Genomic DNA, 15,375 nt, shown 5'->3' on the forward strand with positions numbered 1-15,375 from the left:
CGTGCTGGGCGACCAGCGGGGTCAGCCTTTCGCGTCCCGGTTCACCACGCGCAGGACGAGCCATTGGTCGAACCACGCCCCGCCGGTGGTCAGGACGAGCATCACCAGGCCGATGACGAGGTGCCGGTAGCTGTGCAGCGGTGTGGTTTCGTCGGTCAGCTTCGTGAGCCCCACCTGCAGGAGCAGGCGCACCGCGAAGAGCACGGCGACGAGCGCGAGGGCCTGCTTGCTGCGCCACACCGCGCGGAGGTAGCGCCGCCGCCGCGACAGCATCGTGAACCACAGCACCAGGTGCACCGCCACGAGCACGAGCGGCAGCAGCGCGACCCAGGAATACCGGTCGCTGAACTGGCTGCTGAGGTCGTTGCTCGCGACCAGCAGCCCGGCGAGCACGAAGTACCAGCCCGGCAGGCCCTCGATCTCGCCTTCGACCGGCCGCGCCCCGGCCGTCGCGTCAGCCTCCCGCATCACGAACCTCCGTTTCCCCTTGTCCGTCACCGGTGAGTCTTCCGCCGTCCGCGATGCCCAAGATCGTCCGCCGGTACGAACTTCCCGTCGTGGTCTCCTACCCCGGTACGAGATCGGCGGCGCGGACGCCCGCGGTGCGGCACGATCGGCGGGTGACCTTCCCCGGCCCTTCGCGGATCCCGTGGACCGGCCGCCGTGGCCCGCTCGTGGCCGAGGCGGCCGTGCTCGGCGTGCTGGTGGTGCTCGACACGGTGCTCGCGGCCCGGGCCGGTCCCGGTCAAGGGCAGCTCGCCGCCATCGCCGTCGAGTTCGCGCCGGGCGTCGGCCCGGTCGTGGCGCTGCTGGCCGTGCTGCGCCGCCGGTTCCCCGGCCACATCGCCGTCCTGGCTGCCGCCGTCTCCGGGTTGTCGCTGCTCGGGACGGCGGTCGCCGCGGCGCTCGCCACGACGGGTGCGCGGCTCCCGCCGCAGCCCGGTGCGGCCGAGACCCTCGCGCTCGCCCTGATGGTCGGCGCCTGCTGCCACCGCCTCGCGCCGAAAGCGGCCACCGTGCTGGCCGTGCTGGGCGGCGCCGCCGCCACGCTGGCCCCGTTCCTGCGCTACGGCACCGAAAACCCGGCGGGGCTCTACGCCGCCGGCGCCGCGCTGGCCTGGGGCGGCGCGCTGGCCGGCGGCCTGGTGCTCCGCGACGCCGACGTCCGCCACCGCGTGGAGATCCTCGAGCTCCGCACCGCCGAGCGGCTCCGGCTGGCCCGGGAGCTGCACGACCTCGTCGCCCACCAGATCACCGGCATCGTCGTGCGGGTCCAGGCCGCGCACCGGGTCGCCGAGCGCACCGGCGGCGACACCGCGACGTTCGCCGAGCTTGAAACCGCGGGCGCGACGGCGCTGTCCGCGATGCGCCGGCTGGTCGGCGCCCTGCGGACCGGTGAGGAAGACCTCTTCGTCCCGCCGGCCGACCTCGTCACCGCCGTCGACCGCGCGGTTCCCGACGACGACCGGATCCACCTCGACGTCGGGCCCGGCCTCGCCGAGCTGGCCGTCGCGCCGGAGATCGTCACCACTGCGCACCGGCTGCTCACCGAGTCCCTCACCAACGTCCGGCGGCACGCGCCCGACGCCACCGACGTCCGGGTGCTCGTCCGGCACGAACCGCCGGGCCAGCTGCGGGTCGAGGTGGTGAACGACGGCGCCGCGCGGCCGGCCCGCCGGGACGGCTACGGCCTGCTGGGCATGGCGGAGCGGGTGGCGGCGGTGGGCGGTACGGTGCAGACGGGTCCGGCGGAAGGCCGGCGCTGGCGCGTCGCCGCGCGGCTGCCGCTCGAACCGGGCTGAAGGCGAGGGGAGACCGGGTGCCGACGCGAGTGCTGATCGCCGACGACCAGGCGATGGTCCGCGCGGGGTTCCGGCTGATCCTCGAAGGCGAGCCGGACATCGAGGTCGTCGGCGAGGCCGCCGACGGCGACGAGGCGGTGCGGCTGGCCCGGCGGCTGCGCCCGGACGTCACGCTGATGGACATCCGGATGCCGGGCGTGGATGGGCTGCGGGCGACCGAACTGCTGGCGGGCCCGGACGTCCCGGAGCCGCTGCACGTGGTCATGGTGACGACGTTCGGGCTGGACGAAAACGTGCACGCGGCGCTGCGGGCCGGGGCGTGCGGATTCCTGCTCAAGGACGCCGGGCCGAACCTGCTCGTCGAGGCGGTGCACGCGGCCGCCCACGGCGAGGGGCTGGTCTCCCCCGCGATCACCACCCGGCTGCTGGCGCACTACGCGCGCCGCGCGCCCCGGCGCGCCACCGCACCGGAACACCCGCTCACCCCGCGCGAACTCGACGTCGTGAAGGCCGTGGCGCGCGGGGAGACGAACGAGGAGATCTGCCGCTCACTGGTGGTTTCGCTGCCCACCGTCAAAACCCACATCGGCGCGGCCAAGCGCAAGCTGGGGGCCCGCAACCGCACCGAAATCGCCATCTGGGCGTGGGAGAGCGGCCTGGTCCGCTGACCGCGGGACCCGCACGACGACCGTGCCCGCCACGATGTCGCCGAACCGCTGCCGCCGCCGGTTGCACAGCATCACGGTGAGCCCGGCCAGGCCCCACGCGAACCCGTCGACCACCATCAGCAGCTCCCGCAGGAGGAACGCCCCCAGTGACGGGTGGCCGCCGTCGAGCGTCACGACCCGCAGGCGGAGCCGGCGCATGGCGGGGGTCTGCCCGCCGTGCCGGTACGGCCACCACGCGTTGACGAACCACTGGCCCACGAGGTCCAAGGCCAGCATGGCGTAGAAGACGACCTTGAGGAACGTCAGCAACCCCACGCCGTCCGGGTGGAACAGCCAGACCACCGCGATCGCGAGCAGCAGCATCGGCACGAAGACGAGCATTTCGTCGAGCAGGAACTGTGCGAGGCGGCGGCCGACGACGCCGAGCCCCGGCCGGGAACCGGTCATGGACCCATGATCGCGGCCGCCGCGGCCGGGCGCGCGCCGGGTGTCTCATACCCGGGGCCGAGGCGGACGCCGCGAGATCGTCCCGCGGGCTGATCACCGGCGGGCGCCGGCGGGCCAGGCTCGGGCGCACCCACCCGCCGACGGAAGGACCCCCGGTGCGCCTCTCCCGGACAGCACGGACAGGACGGACAGCAAGGACGGCAAGGGCAGGAGTGGTGGCCGCGACGGCCGCCCTTTTCGCGGCGGCGGTGCCCGCCGCGGCCGCCGATCCGCTCACCCCGTACACGACGCAGCAGCTGACCTGGGGCGGCTGCCCGTTCGAGCCGGCGGCGGACGAGAAACCCGCGCAGTGCGCGCGGGTCACGGTTCCGCGGGACTGGGCCGACCCGGCCGCGGGGCCGGAGCTCGAGGTGTCGATCAGCCGCGTCGCCGCGACCGGCGAGCGGCGCGGCGCGATCCTGCTCAACCCCGGCGGGCCCGGCGGCCAGGGCACGCCGCTCGCGGGGCAGCTCGCCGCGCTGCAGCCGTCGGTGAACCAGCTCTACGACTTCGTCGGCATGGACCCGCGCGGCACCGGGCACGCGGGCACCGACGACCGCGGCTTCCAGTGCCAGGTGCCGGTCGGACGGCTGCCGCAGGGCCCGCTCGACGCCCGGGACCGCTCCGCGGCGAGCATCGCGGCCCACCAGCAGACACCCCGTGCCGTCGCCGAGGCGTGCCAAAGCGACGCGCTCGCGCCCTACGTCACCACCTGGCAGACCGCCCACGACATGGATCTGATCCGCGTCCTGCTCGGCGACGAGAAGCTGAACTACCTCGGCTACTCCTACGGCACCTGGCTCGGCGCCAAGTACGCGTCGCTGTTCCCCGGCCACACCGGCAAGACCGTGCTCGACTCCAGCGTCGACTTCGAAGGCAGGCTGCAGGCCGACTTCGAGGCGTTCCCCGTCATCGACCAGCGCCAGTTCGACGACGTCTACCTGCCGTGGCTGGCCCGGAACGCCCCGGCCCAGCTGGGCGGGACGCCCGCCGAGGTCAAGGCGAAGTGGGAGCGGGTCCGCGCCTACTACGGCACGCACGGCCTCGCGCCGGACACCTACGACAGCATTTTCGTCGGCAACGGCAGCGCGTTCCGGTGGGCCCTCGGCGCGCTGATCTTCCTCCTCGGCGCCCAGGCCCTCGACGGCACGACGGCCCCGGCCCCGGCGGCGCTGGCCGGCGACCTCGACGCGGTGTCCCGGACGGCGTTCGGCGTCCCGGCGGCCGAGCTGACGACCGATCGGGTGGCCGCGTCGAGCCTCGCCCCGGACTACCGGCAGACGTCCGGAACCCGCTACGCGGTGGCGTGCGGCGACCAGCCCACGCGTTCGGCGGCCTGGTACAAGCGCCTCAGCGACCGGCAGGGCCCGTCCTACCCGCTCTTCGGCTGGGCCTACGGCCTGACTGAGCCGTGCGCCTTCTGGTCGGACAAGCCCCAGCACGAGCTCCCGCCGCGGATCCCGGCCGAGGCGGCGGCGAACATCCTTGTGGTGCAAGGCGAGTTCGACCCCCAGACCGGCTACGAGCAGGCGACGTCCGGGGCGCGTTCGGCGGGCGTGCCACTGGTGTCGGTGGACGATTCGCCGTTCCACGGCCAGTACGCGCTGGGCGGCAACCCGTGCGTCGACGGCCTGGTGAACGTCTTCCTGGTCAAGAACTCCCGCCCCCGCTCGACGACCTGCCCCGGTGTCCCGTTGCCCGGCGAGGAGCAGGTGTACCCGGTGGCCGGGCCGGTGCGGAGCGCGGCCCAGTCTGTCCGGGCGCAGTCCTTCCGCGGCGTGACGGCGTTGCCGGCGCGGGTGCAGGACGAGATCAGCACGCTCAACCGGAAGCGCTGACCGCGGCTCCGGCCCGCCTCACCGCGTCGGAGCGGTGCGGCGGGCCGGCGACCTCGGGTCCTACCTCGGGGTGGCGCCGCCTTCCCCGTCGGCGATGACGAAGCTCGCCCGGGTCGTGACCGGCGCACCGGGCCGCGAAACGTAGTCGACGACGCGGTAGTCGGCCGTCCACTCGGTCCGGGTCACGACGTTGCGGACGTAGCCGCGCTTGCGGTTGACGAACTTGATGTGCGGGTTCTCCCGCAGCTGCACGGCATCGCCGGCGTTCTGCTCGACGCCGTCGCCGCCCGAGGTGATCGAGGTGCCCACCAGCTCCGTGCCCACCGTCGCCGAGCCCGGGTCCGTGAAGTCGGCCTTGATGTCGGCGACGTAGCTCGCGTGCACGTCACCGGTGATCACCACCGGGTTGCTCGCCCTCGCCAGGTGGTCGCGGACGAGGTCGCGCTCGACCGGGTAGCTGTCCCACGCGTCGTCGCTGAAGCTCGTCTCCGGGCCCGCGGTGAAGTCGCGGGCCGAGAAGAACACCTGCTGGGCCAGGATGTTCCAGCGCGCGGTGCGGCCGGCCAGGTTCCGCAGCAGCCAGTCCCGCTGCGCGGAACCGAGGATCGTGCGGGCCGGGTCGAGCCGCTCCTCCGGCGTCACCTCCTGGTCGTCGCGGAACTGGCGGGTGTCGAGCAGGTGCACGTCGGCCAGGTCGCCGAAGGTCAGCCGCCGGTTGATGCGGATGCCGGGGCCGGACGGACGCTGGGCGCGTCGCAGCGGCATGTGCTCGTAGTACGCCTGGAAGGCGGCCGCGCGGCGCTGCCGGAACACCGCCGGGTCCTGGTCGGGTTCGGTGTCGGGCTGGGAGATGTCGCCCGCCCAGTTGTTTTCGACCTCGTGGTCGTCGAACACGACCGCCCACGGGAAGGCCGCGTGGGCCGCCTGCAGGTCCGGGTCGCTCTTGTACTGGGCGAGCCGGGTGCGGTAGTCGGCGAGCGTCCAGATCTCGGCCGCCGGCGCGTGCGCCCGGCCGATCGTGCCCTGCGCGCCCCCTTCGTAGATGTAGTCGCCGAGGAACGCGACGAGGTCGAGGTCCTCCTCGGCCAGGTGCCGGTAGGCCGTGTAGAATCCTTCCGGGTAGTTCTGGCAGCTGGCGAAGGCGAAGGCGAACCGGTCGGTCCGCGCGCCCGGCCGCGGCGCGGTTTTCGTCCGGCCCACCGGGCTCAGCTCGGTCCCGGTCCGGAAGCGGTAGAAGTACTCGGCTCCCGGCCGCAGCCCGGACACCTCGACGTGCACCGCGTGCGCCTGCTCGGGGCGAGCCAGCTCGGCACCGGCCGCCACCACCCGGTGGAACCGCTCGTCCTCGGCGACCTGCCAGCTCACCGGCACCGGACGGGACGGCATACCCCCGTCGGGCGACAGGGGCCGGGGCGCCAGCCGCGTCCACAGCACCACCCCGCCGGGCAGCGGATCGCCCGACGCGACCCCCAGCGTGAACGGCGCCCGGACCGGCGCGTGCCCCGCGCCCTCGGCGGCCGCGGCCGGGATGCCGGACAGCGCGGCGGCGCCGAGCGCGGCGGTCCCGGCGAGCAGCACCTGCCGCCGGGACGGCGCCGGACCCGCGGCGGCGTCGAAGGAACCAGCCATGTGTCACCTCTTCCGAAAAGACCGATTACGGCCCGCACACGCTAAGTTCGGCGGATGACTACAGAGGGACATCCCGATGGCCCGGCGGTGTACACCCGGATGAGGTAGGCGAACTTCATCTCGGATCAAGGAGTGACGGTGGCCGGGCCCGGGCAGGCCGGGTCCGGTCGCCGGGAGCCGTCAGTACGGAATGGTGATGTCGGCGGCACTGGTGGTCTCGTAGACCACACCGCTCTTGGTGGCGTAGTGGGTGCAGGCGACGTGGACCGAGCGCAAGAAGGCGCCGTTGGGGATCCAGGGCGACCCGAAGTGGACGTCGACCAGCGCGCCGCCGTTTTCGGAGTCGTACTCGCCTGTGACAGCGCCGGTCTGGGCGGTGGCGGTGCATTGGACGTTGATGTAGTCGGCGTCGCGCCGGTCGTTGCCGGGGGTGGCGAAGCGCGAGTAGCCGCGGAGCTTCATCCGGCGGGCGGTCCCGTCGCTTTCGGTGCCCTCGGTCTGAATCACGCCCTGCAGGACGTAGGCGGCGGTCGTGCCGCCTCCGGAGCCGCCGCCGGTGCCGGGCTCCTCCGGGGCCGGATCGTCGATGGTCGGCAACTGGTAGGGGTCGGCCTGAGCGGGGGCGACGACCCCCACCGACAACGCGGCGACGGCGACCGCGACGAAAACTCGTTTAAGCGATGAACTCATGCCTGAAGCATTACCGCGCTTTCCGTGATCCGCCGCGAAATTCCGCGGACGTCCCGGAAATTGGTACGTCCGGACCAGGCTCCGCCCGCGCACGCCGTACCGATTCGGCAAAATTACCCACATTTCGGGAACCGACGCCAGGCCAACGAAGGAGGGCGCCCTTTCCCGTACTTCTCTTTTACGCTTTTCCTCAGCGATCTTTTGACGAAGTACCACCCGTTGGCGTCGATGAAAAACTTTCCGGGACGATATGCGGGGGCCGGCTCCGGAAGAAATCGAAAGACGAGCGAGCCGGTCGGCTCGAAGGTCACGGCACGGGAACGAGGGGAACGTCGAGGAGGCTCCGGTCGCCGTCGGTGCCGTGGGCCAGGGCGGCCGCCGCGTCCTCGTGCGGCGTGCCCAGCCGGACGGCGCTGACCTCGTCCAACCGCCGGTGGTGCGCTCGGCCGAGCTCGACGCTCAGTGCGTCGAGGTAACCCGTCAGCTGGGCGGGCGTGCGGGGTCCCACGATGGGGATCAGCGAGGTCCGGACCTGTGCGGCGCGATGGCGGAGCCAGGACAGCGCGACCTGGACCGGCCCGGTACCGGCCTCGTCGGCGACGGCGAGGACCGCGTCGAGCACGGCGGCGCGTCGCCCGGCACCCTCGCCCGCCGCGGCCTGGGCGCTGAGCCGCCCCTGCTCACCGCGCCGGTACTTCCCGGTGAGCAGACCACCGGCCAAGGGGCCGTACCCGACGACACCCAGCCCGTGGGCCTGAGCCATCGGGATGAGTTCCCGCTCCGCGGAGCGTTCGGCCAGGCTGTACTCGGTCTGGATGCCGACCAGCGGCGCGCGCCCGCTCAGTTCCGACCTGACGGCCGCGCCGGCGACCCGCCAAGCCGGGAAGTTCGACAGCCCGCCGTAGCGGACCTTGCCCGCTCGGATCAGGTCCTCGAGGCCGGCCACGATCTCCGCCACCGGGGTCACGCCGTCGGGGAAGTGCGGCATGAAGACGTCCACGTAGCCGGTCTTCAACCGCCGCAGGCTCTCCTCCAGGGAGCGGATCATCACCTTGCGGCTGTTGCCGGTGGTCCCCGGCCGGACCCGGGACTGCCTGCTCCCGGTGTACTTCGCGATCACCACGAAGTCGTCGCGCTCCCGGCCGAGGAGATCGCCCAGCACGGTCTCGGCCTCGCCGTTCTGGTAGATGTTCGACACGTCGAAGGTCGTGCCACCGGCCGCGACGAACGCTTCGAAGATCGCCTTGGCGCCCACCAGGCCCGCGGCGGACGGCGCCGAGCCGAAGTTGGCCGTGCCCAGGACGTATTCCGAGACCCGCAACCCGCTTTGCCGTCCGAAGGTCTGGTAGCGCACAGGAGTCTCCTTGAGGCACGAGCGGTGGGGTACAGTGTGGACAGTACCACATAAAACGAATGGTCGTTCTTTATGCCCAGAGTCACCCAAGCCCACCTCGACGCGCGACGTCAGCAGATCATCGACGCGGCCCGCGCCCGCTTCGCCGGCCACGGGTTCGCGCGGACGTCCATGACCGACCTCGTCGAAGCTTCCGGCCTCTCCGTGGGGGCGATCTACCGGTACTTCAAGGGGAAGGACCAGATCGTCGCCGCCATCTGCGAGCAGGCGACCCAGGCGCTGCCCGCCGAGCTGACGGCCGGGTCCGTGCACGAGTTCCTCGAGCACGTCCGGACCATGGCCCGCGAAGAGGACCACGCCCGGCTGGTCGCCCAGATCTACGCCGAGGCCGCGGTCTCCCCGCAGCTCGCCGCCCTCGTCCGCCGGCAACTCGGCGACCTGCGCGCCGCGGTCGCCGCGCTCCTGCCCGGCCACGAGCCGGCCGAAGCGGAACGGATCGCCGAAGCGTTCGTGGCGGTCTGCAACGGCTACACCCAGCAACTCGCCGTGCGCGGCGACCTCGACCCGGCTCCCTTCACCGCGGCACTGACGGCGATCATCGAGTCGTGACGTCGTCACCGGCTTGTCGGTAGAGTTCCCGGCGATGACCACGGGTGACGACGGCCACGGCGAGGCCGATCCGGAGTTCGGCGCGTGGGTCGCGGCCTTCGACGACGCCGTGGACCGGAGCACCGAAGGTTCGCGCGAAGCCCTCGACGAGGTCGTCGAACTCGGCGAGACGCTGGCGGCGGTGTTCGCCGGAGAAGGCGACTCGACCGCGTTCGCGCACGTGCGCTACCTCCAGGGCCTCGCGCACCTCGACCTCTTCGACCACGCGGTGGCGGCCGCGGACGGACCGGTCGACGACCACCACCGCGAGCAGGCCATCGCCGCGTTCCGGGAGGTCCGGACGCTGCCCGTCGACGAGGCCGTCGGCCTGGACGCCGCCCTGCGCCTCGGCCTGCTCGCGTCCCACCGCATCCTGCGGAACGGGACGTGGTCGGCGGCCGAACTGGACGACGCGCTCGAGGCGCTGAGCACCGGCAGGCCCGCCGCCGCCGCGTCGGGACCGGACCTCGAGCGGCTGACGTCCTTCCGGCTCGGCCTGCTGCGGGCGACCCGGTACCTGGGCGACGGCGGTGACGCCGAGGACCACGCCGAAGCGGTGCGCGAGCTTACGGCGATCACGGAGGACCCGGCGGCCGAGACGAACGCGAAGGACGCCGCCCGGCTGTTCCTCGCCCAGCTCGCGCTGGGCGCCGCGCTACCGCGGGAACTGCGCACCGGACCGGCGGCCCTCAGCCCCGAAGCCGTCGAGGCCGCCCGGTCCGACGGCCTGCACGCCGCGGTCGGCGAACGGCTCGGCGTGGCACTGGAGCACCTGGACGCGGTGTCGCCCGAGGCGACGGCCGGGCCGATGGCCTCGCTCATCGGCGGAATGCGCGCGATGGCGAAACTGAGCGCGGCTTCCGGCACCGCGACCGCCGACGAGCTCGGGGCGGCGGCCGAGTTCCTGGCCGAAGCGCGGCAGGACGAAGCGCCCGGCTCGGCGAGCTCGGCTGTGCTGTCGATGACCGGCGCCGCCCTCGACGTCGTGCGCAATCGGCTGACCGGCACGGCCCCGGCGTCGTTGGCCCCCGTCGACGAGATGCTCGACGCTCTCGGCCGACTCACCGGGCACCCGGTGACACCGATGCTCCAGAACCTGATCGGCGAAATCGCACCGGAGCAGTCGCGGCAGTCGCTGCTGTCGCTGCCCTCCAGAGAGGACCTGGAGTCGACCATCGCGCAGCTGGAACGGGTGCTGGCCGAACTGCCCGACCACCCGGCCCGGACCCGCAACCTCTGCTCCCTCGCGGTGGCGGGGGTCCACCACGCCGTCCGGGAAAAGTCCATGACCGGCGTGCGCCGCGTCCGGGACGTGCTGGTGCGGGCCAGGGACCGGCCGACGGCCTCGCCGTCCGACGCGGGCATCCTTTCCCTCATCTCGGCCTGGGTGGAAGCGGTCCTGGCCATCTCCACCCACGACACGGGGCTGATGAACAGCGCCATCGCCCGCATCCAGCAGGCCTCGGCCCAGCTGCCACCGGAGCACGAACTGCACCCCCTGCTGGCCCCGCAGATCGGCGCCCTGCTCGCCCAGCGGTACCTCATCACGCGCGATCTCGGCGACCTGGAGGCCCTGCAGCTCTTCATGGGTGAACCGGCACCGGGCCGCTCCCCGGCGGACGGCGAACCCCCGGCGACGGACTGGATGGCGCGCATCATGAGCATCATCGGCGCGCTCGCCGCCCCTGCCGGCCTGACCGCTGGGAAGCTGGACGAGCTGCTGGACGAGCTCGACGAGGTCGTGGACTCGATTCCGGCGGACCAGTGGCGGGTCTACGACTGGAGCCGGCTGCGACCGGCCCTGACCATGCTGCGGAGCGCCCTGACGGGCAAGGAACCCGGCTTTCCCACCGGCGGCCCCGCCCTGGACGCCTTCCGGGCCGCGGCCGACGCCGTCGGGGCGCCCGGTGACGAAAGCCTGTTCGGGTCGCGGTCCGAGGCGGCCATGGCCCACCTCGGCGTCGGTATCGCCGAACGGAACGAAGCGCGGATCAGCGCCGCGATCGCGTTACTCACCGAAGAATGCCTGCAGCCCTCGGAGTTCCTCGGGCAACAGCTCGCCCACCTCGGGTCGCTCGGTTTCGCGCTGCGGGTCCGGTACGCCCACTGGCGGCGGCCGCAGGACATCGACGCCTCGATCGTCTGGCTCGAAGAAGCCCGGCTGCTGGCCCTCGGCGAACCGGGCCTGAGCGACACCGCCGCGCTGTACAACACGCTCGGCGAGAGCTACCACGCCCGCGGGGACCGCGCGCGCCGCGACCACGTCCGCGCCGTCGAAGCCGGCCTCGAGGGGCTGCGCGCGCGGATGCGGGACGTATTGGTTCAGACCACCGCGGCGCACGCGCTCAGCACCGCGCAGCGCGCCGAGGGCGAAGCCGTCACGGTCGCCCGCTGGTGCCTCGACGCGGACGACGTCCCGGCCGCGGCCCACGCGCTCGAACTGGGGCGGGCCATGGTGCTGCACTCGGCGACCGTGGAGGCCGACACGGCCGCGCTGCTGCGGGAGGCCGGTCACCCGGAGCTGGCCGAGCGCTGGGCGGCCCAGCCGGGCGAGGACTCCACCACCGCCGCGTTCGCCGGCCCGGTGGCGGCCATGAGCGTCCCCGACACCTTGCGCCGCGAAGTCCTGCAGGCCGTCGAAGGCACCGAAACCGAACGCCGCCTGCTGTCCCCACCCACCGTCGCGGACATTTCCGCCGCGCTCCGCGGCGCCGGGGCCGCTGCGCTGGTCTACCTCGTCCCGAGGGACGAAGGTGCCGGCTACGCCCTGATCGTCCCGGACCGCGGACCGGCCCGCGAGCTCCCGCTGCCGTACCTCGCCGTCACCCGCAACGGGCCGGTCGAGCAGTTCGAACGCGCGCAACGGGCGCTGCAGCGGTTCGACCGCACCGACGTCACCGGGGAGCGCGCCCGCCGCCGGTGGGACGACGCCGCGGCCGCGCTCGCCGGCTGGGCGTGGCGGGCCGCGATCGGGCCGATCCTCGGCGCCGTCCCCCCGTCCGGGCGCCGGGGCGTGCCGCGCGTGGTCCTCGCGCCGGTCGGACGGCTCGGCGGGGTGCCCTGGCACGCCGCGCGGCGTGCGGACGGCGACGGTGTCCGCTACGCCTGCCAGGACGCGATCATCACCTACGCCGCGTCCGCCCGGCAGTTCGTCGACGCGTGCCGGCGGGGACCGCGCCGCTGGGCCGAGGCGCCCGCGCTCGTCGCCGCGGCCGAAGACCTGGAGTGGAGCCGGCAGGAAGTCCGTGAGCTGCGGAACTTCTACCCGGACGCCGACTTCGGCGACGGCGAGCCGCCCACCCCCGCCCAGGTGCTCGACCGGCTGCCGCGCGCGAACTCCGCCGGTGCGTCGCTGCTGCACCTGAGCTGCCACGCCCGCCGGACCGAGCCGCCGATCGACTCCTACCTCCAGCTCGCCGGCGGGGCGCCGCTGTCCGTGCGCCGGATCCTGCGCCAGGCGGCCGCCCGCCCGGCCGGCCGGCCCGGGGCCCTCGTCGTCCTCGCCGCCTGCGCGAGCGACCTGACGGGCAGCTCCCCGGACGAGGCGCTGACCCTGGCGACCGCGTTCCTCGCCGGCGGCGCGGCGGGCGTGGTCGGCACCCGGTGGCCGGTCGAAGACCGCCGGACCGCGTTGTTCATGCTGGTGTTCCACCACTACCTCAACGCCGGCTACCCCGAGCCGGCCACGGCGCTGCGCGCCGCGCAGCTGTGGATGCTCGATCCCGGCCGCCGGCTGCCCCGCCGGATCACCGGGCTGCCGGCCGGGGAGGAGCGGCGGCCCGGCCATGAAACGATCGGGGCCTGGGCCGCGTTCACCTACCAGGGCCTGTGACCGGAAAGGTGGAGGAATGCCGGTGGAGACGACGTTCGGGATCGACCTCGGCACGACGCATTCGTGCATCGCGTCGGTGGACGAAGCGGGGAAGGCCGTCGTCATCCGGAACTCCCTCGGCGAGGAGACCACGCCGTCGGTGGTGTACTTCGAACCCGGAAAGCGCGTCACCGTGGGGACTTCCGCGAAGCACGCCGCCGTGCTCACCCCGCACCTGGTCGCCCAGCTGACGAAACGGCTGATCGGCGTCAGCGACGTCGCCGGGACCTACCACGGTCAGACCTACTCGCCGGAGGAGGTCGGCGCGCTGATCCTGCGGGAGCTGGTCCGGTCCGTGCGGGAGAACACCGGGCAGCGGGTCGAGGACGTCGTGATCACCGTTCCCGCGTACTTCGGGGTGGCGCAGAAGGAAGCGACCCGGCAGGCCGGCAAGATCGCCGGGCTGCGGGTGCTCGACGTCCTGCCCGAGCCGGTCGCCGCCGCGCTGCACTACCAGACGCTGCACACCGGCACCGGCGTCCGCCACCTGCTCGTGTGCGACCTCGGCGGCGGCACCTTCGACACTTCGGTCATCCGCCTCGACGGCGACGACGTGCGGACGGTGTGCACCGGCGGCGACGGCCGGCTCGGCGGGGCGGACTGGGACCAGCGCGTCCGCGCGCACCTGTTGTCCTGCTTCACCGAGGAGCACCCGGACCTGGACCCGACCCGGGACGAGGCGTTCCTGCAGGACCTCGCGACCATCGCCGAAAAGCTGAAGAAGGACCTGAGCAGCGCCGAAGCCCGCCGGGCGGCGCTGCGGTTCGGGGGCGCGGTCACCCGCGTCGAACTGACCAGGGCGAAGCTGGAGGAGCTCACCGCGGACCTGCTGGACCGCGTCGTGGACGTCACCGAGCAGACCGTCGCCACGGCGAAGGCCCAGGGGGTGCCGTCGTTCGACGACGTCATCCTGGTGGGCGGCATGGCGAAGATGCCGGCCGTGGCGGACCGGCTCGAGCGGAAACTGGGCCTGCGCGGCCGGCTGCACGAGCCCGAGGTCGCGGTCGCGAAGGGCGCGGCCCTCTACGCCGTGCTGCGCCGCGTCCAGGACGGCGCGACCGCGCACCGCGTCGCCGACCAGCTCGGGCTGAGCACCGACCAGGTGGAGAGCCTGGCCACGAAGAAGGTCACGGGCGTGGTGCCGAAGGCGTTCGGCGTGATGGCGGTCGACGCGAGCGACCCGCTCGCCCTCACCGACCCGCTGCGGGCGCGCAAGATGATCGCGCACCTGTTGCCGGCCAACACCCCGCTGCCCGCGGACTCCGGCCCGTTCCCGTTCGCGGTGGCGGTCGACAAGCAGCGGATGGTGGAGATCGAGGTCTGGGAGCAGGCGGGCGAGTTCGAGTCGGAGGAGCTGTCGGAGAACGTCCGCATCGGCCGCGGCCGCCTGCGCAACCTCCCACCCCGCCCGGCGGGCTCCCCGTTCGAGGTCACGTTCTTCATGTCGGAGACGGGAACGCTGACGGTCCACGCGATCGAGCCGGCGTCGGGCGCCGAGGTCCGCTTCGACCTCCAGATCGGCGGCATGGACGCGGCGGCGGTCCAGAAGGCCCGCACGGACATCGCGCGGCACGAAGTCCAGGGCTGACGGCGGTCACCAGAAGGATTCGAGCTTGCCGTCCCCGCCGGGTTCCGGCCAGCGCAGGACCATGTCGACCTTCTCCCGCCGATCGAGGTGACGGGACTGCTCGTCACCTCGGTCCGCTCGTCCAGTGTGGACTTCGGCACCGGGAAACCCACGGCGCGGTAGAGGGCCGGCCGGTTGGTCAGCACGGCCACCTCGCAATAGTCGGCGGAAGCCCGGCAGATCTCCCGGTAGGCTCAGTGCGCGGCCAGCACAGCAGCAGCCATTGGCAGCTGTCCACCCGCAGTCCGTGCCGCAGCCGGATGCGGTGCTGCACGGCAGCGAAGACATTGGCCAGCCGCGTCGATTCGAGGGGAACGTCGTCGCGCTGGGCGAGTGCGGCGAAGGCCTTGCCGTGGGGAACCCCTTGCGGGTACCACCGGCCGCGGTTCGGCCGTCCACGCTTGGCCCGGCCGGCGTGGTGGGTCCGCGCGATCCGCTGGAATTCTCCGCCCGGTCTTCGCCACCACCAACCCCGGCCGCACAGCAGCCCGAGCGTCCAGCGCGGGAAGGAGAGGATGACCGCCGAGACGAGGAGCACGCCACCGAAGAACAGCAAGCCGGGCAGCAGCGCCGAAGGCCAGTGTCCGGAAAGGACACCACACAGGTCGCGGCCACCGCTCGGGCAGGCCGGCATCGGCTGCGGGTGAAACCGCCAGAGAATCACCAGTCCCACGAGCCAGAACACCGTCGAGGCCAGGGAGACGGCCGCCAGCAGCCGGCCGGCGAACGGGCTGAGCAATTCCGTGAGGAACTTGGTCATCG

At 73.2% G+C, this 15,375-nt stretch carries 12 protein-coding genes; 6 read left to right on the forward strand and 6 right to left on the reverse strand.

Going from position 1 to position 15,375, the window contains the following annotated elements:
* Positions 1-21: 21 nt before the first annotated feature.
* Positions 22-468, reverse strand: a complete 447-nt coding sequence (locus DV20_RS11815) for a hypothetical protein (protein ID WP_043779329.1) — start codon at positions 466-468, stop codon at positions 22-24.
* A gap of 152 nt (positions 469-620) precedes the next feature.
* On the opposite strand from DV20_RS11815, the gene DV20_RS11820 reads away from it, so the two are divergent.
* Both DV20_RS11820 and DV20_RS11825 read left to right on the forward strand, forming a co-directional pair.
* Complete coding sequence (locus tag DV20_RS11820; protein ID WP_043779492.1) at positions 621-1,802, forward strand: sensor histidine kinase; 1,182 nt, start codon at positions 621-623, stop codon at positions 1,800-1,802.
* A 17-nt stretch (positions 1,803-1,819) separates the two neighbouring features.
* Complete coding sequence (locus DV20_RS11825) at positions 1,820-2,470, forward strand: response regulator (protein WP_167344374.1); 651 nt, start codon at positions 1,820-1,822, stop codon at positions 2,468-2,470.
* Here the strand turns inward: DV20_RS11825 and DV20_RS43830 are convergent.
* The gene (locus DV20_RS43830) at positions 2,351-2,917 is read right to left on the reverse strand and encodes an RDD family protein (RefSeq protein WP_084093428.1); all 567 of its coding nucleotides are present in this window, start codon (positions 2,915-2,917) and stop codon (positions 2,351-2,353) included. The two genes, DV20_RS11825 and DV20_RS43830, sit on opposite strands and share 120 nt — an antisense overlap.
* A 215-nt stretch (positions 2,918-3,132) precedes the next feature.
* On the opposite strand from DV20_RS43830, the gene DV20_RS11835 reads away from it, so the two are divergent.
* Positions 3,133-4,794, forward strand: coding sequence for an alpha/beta fold hydrolase (locus DV20_RS11835; RefSeq protein WP_235190794.1), 1,662 nt, complete (start codon positions 3,133-3,135; stop codon positions 4,792-4,794).
* A 60-nt stretch (positions 4,795-4,854) separates the two neighbouring features.
* On the opposite strand, the gene DV20_RS11840 is transcribed toward DV20_RS11835, so the two are convergent.
* From DV20_RS11840 to DV20_RS11850, 3 genes are all read right to left on the reverse strand, one after another.
* Positions 4,855-6,423: an alkaline phosphatase D family protein gene (locus DV20_RS11840; RefSeq protein ID WP_043779335.1), complete on the reverse strand. Its 1,569-nt coding sequence runs from the start codon at positions 6,421-6,423 to the stop codon at positions 4,855-4,857.
* Between the two features lie 180 nt (positions 6,424-6,603).
* A complete protein-coding gene (locus DV20_RS11845; protein ID WP_043779336.1) occupies positions 6,604-7,113 on the reverse strand; it encodes a hypothetical protein in 510 nt (169 codons plus the stop codon).
* 307 nt (positions 7,114-7,420) lie between these two features.
* Positions 7,421-8,467 (reverse strand): aldo/keto reductase, encoded by a 1,047-nt coding sequence (locus DV20_RS11850; protein WP_043779338.1) that lies wholly within the window; start codon positions 8,465-8,467, stop codon positions 7,421-7,423.
* A gap of 72 nt (positions 8,468-8,539) precedes the next feature.
* Between DV20_RS11850 and DV20_RS11855 the strand changes: the two genes are divergently transcribed.
* From DV20_RS11855 to DV20_RS11865, 3 genes are read left to right on the forward strand one after another with little or no spacing between them, the layout of a single operon-like run.
* Complete coding sequence (locus tag DV20_RS11855; RefSeq protein WP_043779339.1) at positions 8,540-9,076, forward strand: TetR/AcrR family transcriptional regulator; 537 nt, start codon at positions 8,540-8,542, stop codon at positions 9,074-9,076.
* Positions 9,077-9,110: 34 nt separating this feature from the next.
* Positions 9,111-12,947 (forward strand): CHAT domain-containing protein, encoded by a 3,837-nt coding sequence (locus DV20_RS11860; RefSeq protein ID WP_043779342.1) that lies wholly within the window; start codon positions 9,111-9,113, stop codon positions 12,945-12,947.
* Between the two features lie 16 nt (positions 12,948-12,963).
* The gene (locus tag DV20_RS11865) at positions 12,964-14,574 is read left to right on the forward strand and encodes an Hsp70 family protein (RefSeq protein WP_043779344.1); all 1,611 of its coding nucleotides are present in this window, start codon (positions 12,964-12,966) and stop codon (positions 14,572-14,574) included.
* Between the two features lie 178 nt (positions 14,575-14,752).
* Here DV20_RS11865 and DV20_RS11870 read toward each other — a convergent pair whose 3' ends face one another.
* Positions 14,753-15,373, reverse strand: coding sequence for a hypothetical protein (locus DV20_RS11870; protein WP_043779347.1), 621 nt, complete (start codon positions 15,371-15,373; stop codon positions 14,753-14,755).
* Positions 15,374-15,375: the final 2 nt, after the last annotated feature.

It is taken from the genome of Amycolatopsis rifamycinica, from assembly GCF_000695625.1.
In the GTDB taxonomy this organism is placed as follows: Bacteria; Actinomycetota; Actinomycetes; order Mycobacteriales; family Pseudonocardiaceae; genus Amycolatopsis; species Amycolatopsis rifamycinica.